Origin of the sequence: Bacterioplanes sanyensis, from assembly GCF_014652515.1 — a bacterium.
GTDB classification, from domain to species: Bacteria; Pseudomonadota; Gammaproteobacteria; order Pseudomonadales; family Oceanobacteraceae; genus Bacterioplanes; species Bacterioplanes sanyensis.
This window is the reverse complement of the sequence record NZ_BMYY01000023.1, coordinates 1-6403: the sequence shown is the minus strand read 5'-3', so window position 1 is coordinate 6403 and position 6403 is coordinate 1. Positions and strand designations below refer to the sequence as shown.

Here is a 6403-nt window from a genome sequence, read left to right as displayed (position 1 = left end):
CAAGTCATAGCCACTAATACCTGGTGTAAAGCGAATTTCAGGAGGAAAATCTAAATGGGGCCAGGGCTCAAGCCCCCAGCCTTTTAAGTTTTCTCTCTTAGCTAAGTCGAATAAAGCCATCGACCTATTCCTGAACAGCCAATAGAAAGTATCATCATCTTTCATCACCAATGCCTCAGGGATCCATGGTCCACCTTTCGCATGCCACATAATGGACTTAATTTCCTGGGGAATATCTTTTTCCCCCACACCGCTATTTAGCTCGAAAGAACAAACATAGGAAGCAATAAACATAGACAGCAGCATAAATAGTACTTTCATTTTCACTCCTAAGAGCAAGGTATCTTGTTGGCATTATTGTTGGCAGCACGGGTTCTATAGTCACCAAATCTTGCACCTACTTGCTCACCCGCGTTATTTGGATCTGGAACATTAAAAGCTGGGCTAACCCAATCCTGCTCCCCATACACAAAGCACCATTCTTCTCCCGCTCTGATTTCTATCTCAAGGTCATCATCAGTACTGATATCCGCAGCCGCAGTACCGCCCATCCAGACATAGTCTCTTAAGCGGCCTGCAAACAAACCCGCCTGGTTGCGTACTTCAATGCTTTATTTACAACTATGACAGGTGCCATCAGCAGTATAATTGCCATCTCGGCCACCGGCTCCTATATTGCGAGTCGAGTGTTCGTCATACTTCAAATAGCGAATCGCCCTAGGCCAGGTAAAGTTTCTCATTCATAGTGAGACACCATTATAAAACGCAATGGCTAAGGCTAAGGCTTCATAATCGTCTTCCCTACTTTCTTGAAGAATAAAAAAGTCAACCAAGGTGAGTTGAGCATATAATATTGCTATCTGACCATTCCCAGCGAGAAGCCATTGACTAGAATTTGACAATTATCCTCCACCCCCTGGTGCGCGCAGGCCCTATGAGCGCCCGCGTAGATACAGCGCCATAGCAGCAAGCAGTAGAATAAAAGCCATACAAAGAAATATCAGCCAGTTACTCTCTTCTTTGGGTGCCTTAGTTATAGGTTCAACACCCTTCTTCGCCATTTCTGAAGGCTTCACTTCAGCTGATTCACTATCAACAATAACATCACTGTCAACTTCACCAACAGCGGCCAAGCCTTTCTGTGTACCCTCATCACCTAGAGACAGAGCATTGCCATCTATATTTAGAGAGCCCCCCTGATTACTATTCTCTACTTTTGCGATTTGCTCCTCAAACGCAGAATCCCACTCCATGCTTTTAAAACTAGGATGCTCTAAATTCGTCTCTACCATTTCCTGCTCAGCAGCTTCGACACGGCCGGCACGGATCAAATTATCGATTTTCTGTCTTTTTAGCTCCACAATAGCTTTTTCATCATAGTCACTCTTATAGCTAATGATTTGATCAACCACCAAAGGGATCAGCTCCGGTCCTGAATAAGCCCTCACTATCTCTAATTCACTCAAACTTAAAGAATTATCGATACCATTTCCAACTAAAGCCGCTCGGAGAAAGCCCTGACTCTTCAACTTCAACTCTTGCGACTCAACCTTAGAAAGTTGACCATCCGCATATATCTGCGCATAAAGCTGCAACCCCTTCAGCATATTTACTCGAGGCTCATCAGGTGAACTTTCCATCATTCGATCTATCTTCACCGCTAGCCTATTAACCTCTTCAATTCTTTCGGATCGAGGCACACCTGAGTACCCAAGAAATAAGTATTTTTTTAATATGTCAATATCATTGAGCCCATCATCATTGGCCACAGCCATGGATGACACCAAGATAGAAAAAAGAAAAAACATAAACATATCACCCCCCTACCCCTTTGAGGCATACTTTCCAAATGAACATGAGAAGAAAGATTAAATATATCTGGGATACCATCTGCAGGATCTACAGGGGAGGCACCCCGAACATCAGTGTCATTAAAAGTTCTCTCAATTTTACTCCAAGAAGGAGTCACACCTCCTTGTAGATAGTAAGTAGATGTCGGCCCATGCTCAAGAATCCATCTAATCTCGACTCCATTATCTATAGAAGAAGAGGACGATATAGCCCTCCACAACTGCCACAAGAGCTTAGCCCTGTTCGCTGTACCTGGACCATAAAGGGGAGTACCACTGGCTCCGAGGTCTATCGCCCTACCGACCATGTGCCTACTTGTTGCATTATCAGTAATACGCTCGTTTCTCTCCGGATTCCGCCACGCGCTATTCATCCGTAGCTTATCAGATAATTCACTACCAACAGGCAAAGAATCAGTCACCGTTTTATTAGGGATGGAAAATGTATGCTGGGGCTCAGAGCGCAACGCTCCTTTTGCCTTATTGGCCAACAGAGCCAGATGCTTATCGAAAACATAATCATAATATGCCTGCCCCCAATCACCTTTCAATATTGCACCGAGTTCCTTTTTACTCTTTAGATCTTCGCGCTCTGGAGTATTAATTATATTAGAAATATTATCAGACACAGACGAGATATGATTAACAAACTCCTGACGGATAACATCTTTATGATCCATTTTTGCGACAGCAGAATATGCTCTATCATTTACTGTAGCGGTTATCTTGTATGCCACATGAGGGTTTCGACGCCAAATATCTGTTTGCCTTGTGCCTGGCTTAATCCCCGAATGATGTCTTGCTGGCGAATGTTCCTCATCACTCATATCCGGCTTAAAACTAAAATACGTTGCTTTTTTATACAGCAACTCAGATGTTTCAAATGGCTCACCGTATTTGCCCAGCCCTTCGGTGTTTCCCATGGCAACACTCCATTGTGCCTCACCAGCAGCACGAACTTTGTGAGACTTCGTTTTGCCATACATGTAGGGCTTATTGGTTGCATTCGTGAGTGTACCCAAATCGTCTGTGACCATATTGCCCTTTAACGCCTCGACCTTCCAAACAATCACATCTTCATCGTCTAGATTGCCCACCAACTCAGCTTGAATACTTTCCTGCAACTCACACGCACCACTGCTGACCTGATCGTGCTCACAGATAATAAATGATTTTGCTTCACGGCTACCTTCATCAGCAGAGGTAGTCAGCTCAATACCTTCAACATTAAATGCCCAATCCCATAAGACATTTTGCTGATCGTGATTTAGGTACAAGCTTAAGCTTAGGTAATCCTCTACTTCCAACTCATCTAAATGAGCTAGATCTTCAAATATTAGACGGCGCTCACCGCCCTCCCCTGGAATAACACTGAACACTAACTCATAACTACCCAAGGCAAAAACATACTCACGCTCTGCCTCAAGGGGTGTAATGCGCTGATACTGACTGGTGGTAAGCTGAAAGACCAACTCCACCAAATCATCAGCACCGGCAATGACAGGGCTTACATCATCGATCAAGTTAATACGCTCCACCGTATCATCGTCGCTAGCAAGCTGCAGATTAATTTCCTGCATGGTGAGATCAATGACGCTAAAGCTTAATTCAGGGCGGTGCACCCAATTAAAGCGCGGCGTAATATCACGGCTATCAAGAGAGCTGTCCTGTGCCAGCCGGCTGCGTTCAAACTCTGTCGACTGCTCGTCATACAACGGCACTTTTACTGGTACATAACGGCTGGGACGATGGCGCAATACGCCAGTATGGTCGCCGGTGGAAAAGTCGTTTTGCTCGCCTTCGGGTTGGGCGTTGACTTGCACGTAGTGGTGATAGGCCTGGTCATTGTCAAAATCCAGTTTTTGCAGCTGCCGGCCTGGGTCGATGGCAAATTCTTTAACGCCGCTGTCGAACACATCGCCATCGTTGGCCACCTGGCGAGTCACCCGCCCCGTATAACCGCGCCCTTTTAGCCCAGCTGGCAAGGGGTAGCCGCTGGCATCGAGCCACTCGAAGCGTAAAAACAACCAGCCGCTTGGTTTGCAAGCGGCTGGGTTATTTACCCCAATTGTTAAAGAGCCATGTCAGCCATCAGCGCAACACATCCGGATCATTAAGCAACGGATCGTGTATTTCCGGGATCAATTTGCCCTCTTCCCTTGGGCATTCAGAAAATGATGGAAAGCCTTGCTGCCAGGTCAGTTCATTCTCCCTCAGCCAGCCTTCGATCACTACGTCCAGGGTGATTTGTGGTAAATACTCGCCAGTCACACCGTTTTCAAGACGTTTTTGTGTCGCTAGGTCGCGCTCGTAATGGGTCAAGCTATTACGGACTTTATTCCAAGCGATGGATTCGGTTTTTTTGTTGCTGATGTAAACCTTCTCCCACTTAATCAGGTCCGGATTGCCATCCTGATCAAAGTCACCGGTAAACAGCTTACTGTAAGCTCGCACACCCGGCTCAAACCGGCCTTGAACGGCACTGCCCAGCCAGGAGTGGGAGTTGCCATGATACTGATCTTCCAGCGGCGGCGTGTTGCCATTATGGTCTTCTTTATACAACCTCAGCCAATCATGATCATCCCACTGCCACCAATCGCTCGCATCAATAAACATCGCAAAGACAATGCGTTCATACTCTGGTGAAAATACGATCAGTTCATCGTCAAGAACTAAAAACACTTCGTTGCTGCCATCGCCTTCGAGGTCGCCATAGCGCAGCGGCGATTGTGTTAAGCACCCGGTGCTGGGGCTTCTTGGACGCAATGTCGGCTGACGATTCTGAGTCATACCCGGTGCAAAGTTGATCTCTGGCGGGACTTGTAAATGAGGCCAGCGCTTAATGCCCCAGCCTTTCAACTGCGAGCCAGCGTCATTTAAATCGTATGAGCCTACCGCACTACCTGTTTTAGACAAGGAGTAGTATTTGTTTCTTTCATACTCATAAAGATATCCAGGCCTAGTCTTATACTTAGACTTTATCTCCCTACGCAGCTCTGGTTTTTCTCTAGTTAAAAAACCTGCTTCCAGGTCATTTATTGAGTAACCCACTGGAGAGACAGTCAAAAGTAACGCTAATAAAACCATTTCTTTCATATTACGACCTACCCGTATACTGTCTTCAGAAGGTTATTATCTTCAGCATCTTCCATAAAGTCGCTAAAGATTTTTCTTCTCTGCTGGCCAGTCCCTTCATCTAGAACCGTCTCATGGGTAATCCACTCACTCTCCCCATACACAAAGCACCACTCCTCGCCGGCCCTGATCTCTACCTCCGGATCTGCGTCGGTATTAATATCTGCCGTGGCAATACCACCCAGCCAGACATAGTCTCTTAAGCGGCCTGCAAACAAACCCGCCTGGTTGCGTACTTCAATGCTGTATTTACAACTATGACAGGTGCCATCAGCAGTATAATTGCCATCTCGGCCACCGGCTCCTATATTGCGAGTCGAGTCTTCATCATACTGCAAATAGCGAATCGCCCTAGGCCAGGTAAAGTTTCTCATCCATAGTGAGGCACCATTATAAAACGCAATGGCTTTGGCTAAGGCTTCGTAATCGTCTTCTCTGCTTCCTTGAGCACGAGCAACGAAGGCACCCGTACTGTTATCAATATACCCGCGAAAATCTGCCATTTGATTCACACCCCCATCAATTCTCAGCCTTTGATTATATTCCTCACGCATGGGGTTGTTTCCACTAAAAGCCAAGTGCATTCCTCCGTGACAGCTCCCAGTGGTGGCAGTAGAGCCGTTGCTTGAGGCGGTATGTGCAACAAATGCCCGCAACTGGTCACTGGGATCATAGAAGTTAAGCGCCATATCACTGTGTGCTGCACAAGGGCGAGGCCCGTAACGACTTTTATACAGAATCTGACTAAAGCTTAAACTGCCGCTTTCATCGGCACCGCCTTCATGCATACGAAAAGGGGTCTCCGGATGGCCTCCGCCCCAGTGAAGCTCGGATTCTTGAGTCGCCCAGGCAGCCAATAAATCAGCTTTGGTAGGCAGATCGCCGGTAGTAATGCCAGCTTCAGTCAATACCTGCTGCCACTCAGTATCCTCCAACGTCTGAGGAACATACGTGCCCGACCCATCCTGCCAGATATCTGCGGCGGTTGCCGCCCAAGCATTAAATCTTGGGTGTTCATCATTAATAACCTCGTGCTCACCGTGCTCGTTATATACTTCCATATAATGCTGCCAATCACGACTCAACCAAGTTAAAAACTCACGGTCGACCCTGCTTGCTGCAGCACCAACGTCTGCTGGGCTTATCGCTGCCGTCGCCAGATTTCTAGCTCTAAAACGCTTAACCATGGCTTCATGTGACACATGAGCCGATGCACACGTCGCCCAACCATCCGAAAAAACATCGCGTTCACGTGCTTCCGTGCCGTCGCAATAAGTTGTCCAGCCGCGAGTACACGGCGTAGAAACTACAGGGACATCCACTTTAACGAAAGGGCACTACCATGACGAGCTTTGTCTATTGATTCACTATCGACAGTATGATTCTGCGGGAAGAGCGGCCTAAACAAAAGAAATATG

5 protein-coding genes are annotated in these 6403 nt (G+C 46.8%); all 5 read right to left on the bottom strand.

The features are described from left to right. On the bottom strand, window positions 1-321 hold a 321-nt coding region (locus IE090_RS17630), incomplete at its 3' end, for a hypothetical protein (RefSeq protein ID WP_189390435.1). 611 nt (window positions 322-932) lie between these two features. Next, a complete protein-coding gene (locus IE090_RS17625) occupies window positions 933-1775 on the bottom strand; it encodes a hypothetical protein (protein ID WP_189390434.1) in 843 nt (280 codons plus the stop codon). Next, window positions 1730-3877, bottom strand: coding sequence for a M15 family metallopeptidase domain-containing protein (locus IE090_RS17620; RefSeq protein ID WP_189390433.1), 2148 nt, complete (start codon window positions 3875-3877; stop codon window positions 1730-1732). Before IE090_RS17620 ends, IE090_RS17625 begins: the two co-directional genes overlap by 46 nt. A gap of 64 nt (window positions 3878-3941) precedes the next feature. After that, the gene (locus tag IE090_RS17615) at window positions 3942-4946 is read right to left on the bottom strand and encodes a hypothetical protein (protein ID WP_189390432.1); all 1005 of its coding nucleotides are present in this window, start codon (window positions 4944-4946) and stop codon (window positions 3942-3944) included. 8 nt (window positions 4947-4954) lie between these two features. Then, a complete protein-coding gene (locus IE090_RS17610) occupies window positions 4955-6172 on the bottom strand; it encodes a hypothetical protein (RefSeq protein ID WP_189390431.1) in 1218 nt (405 codons plus the stop codon). Window positions 6173-6403 lie beyond the last annotated feature (231 nt).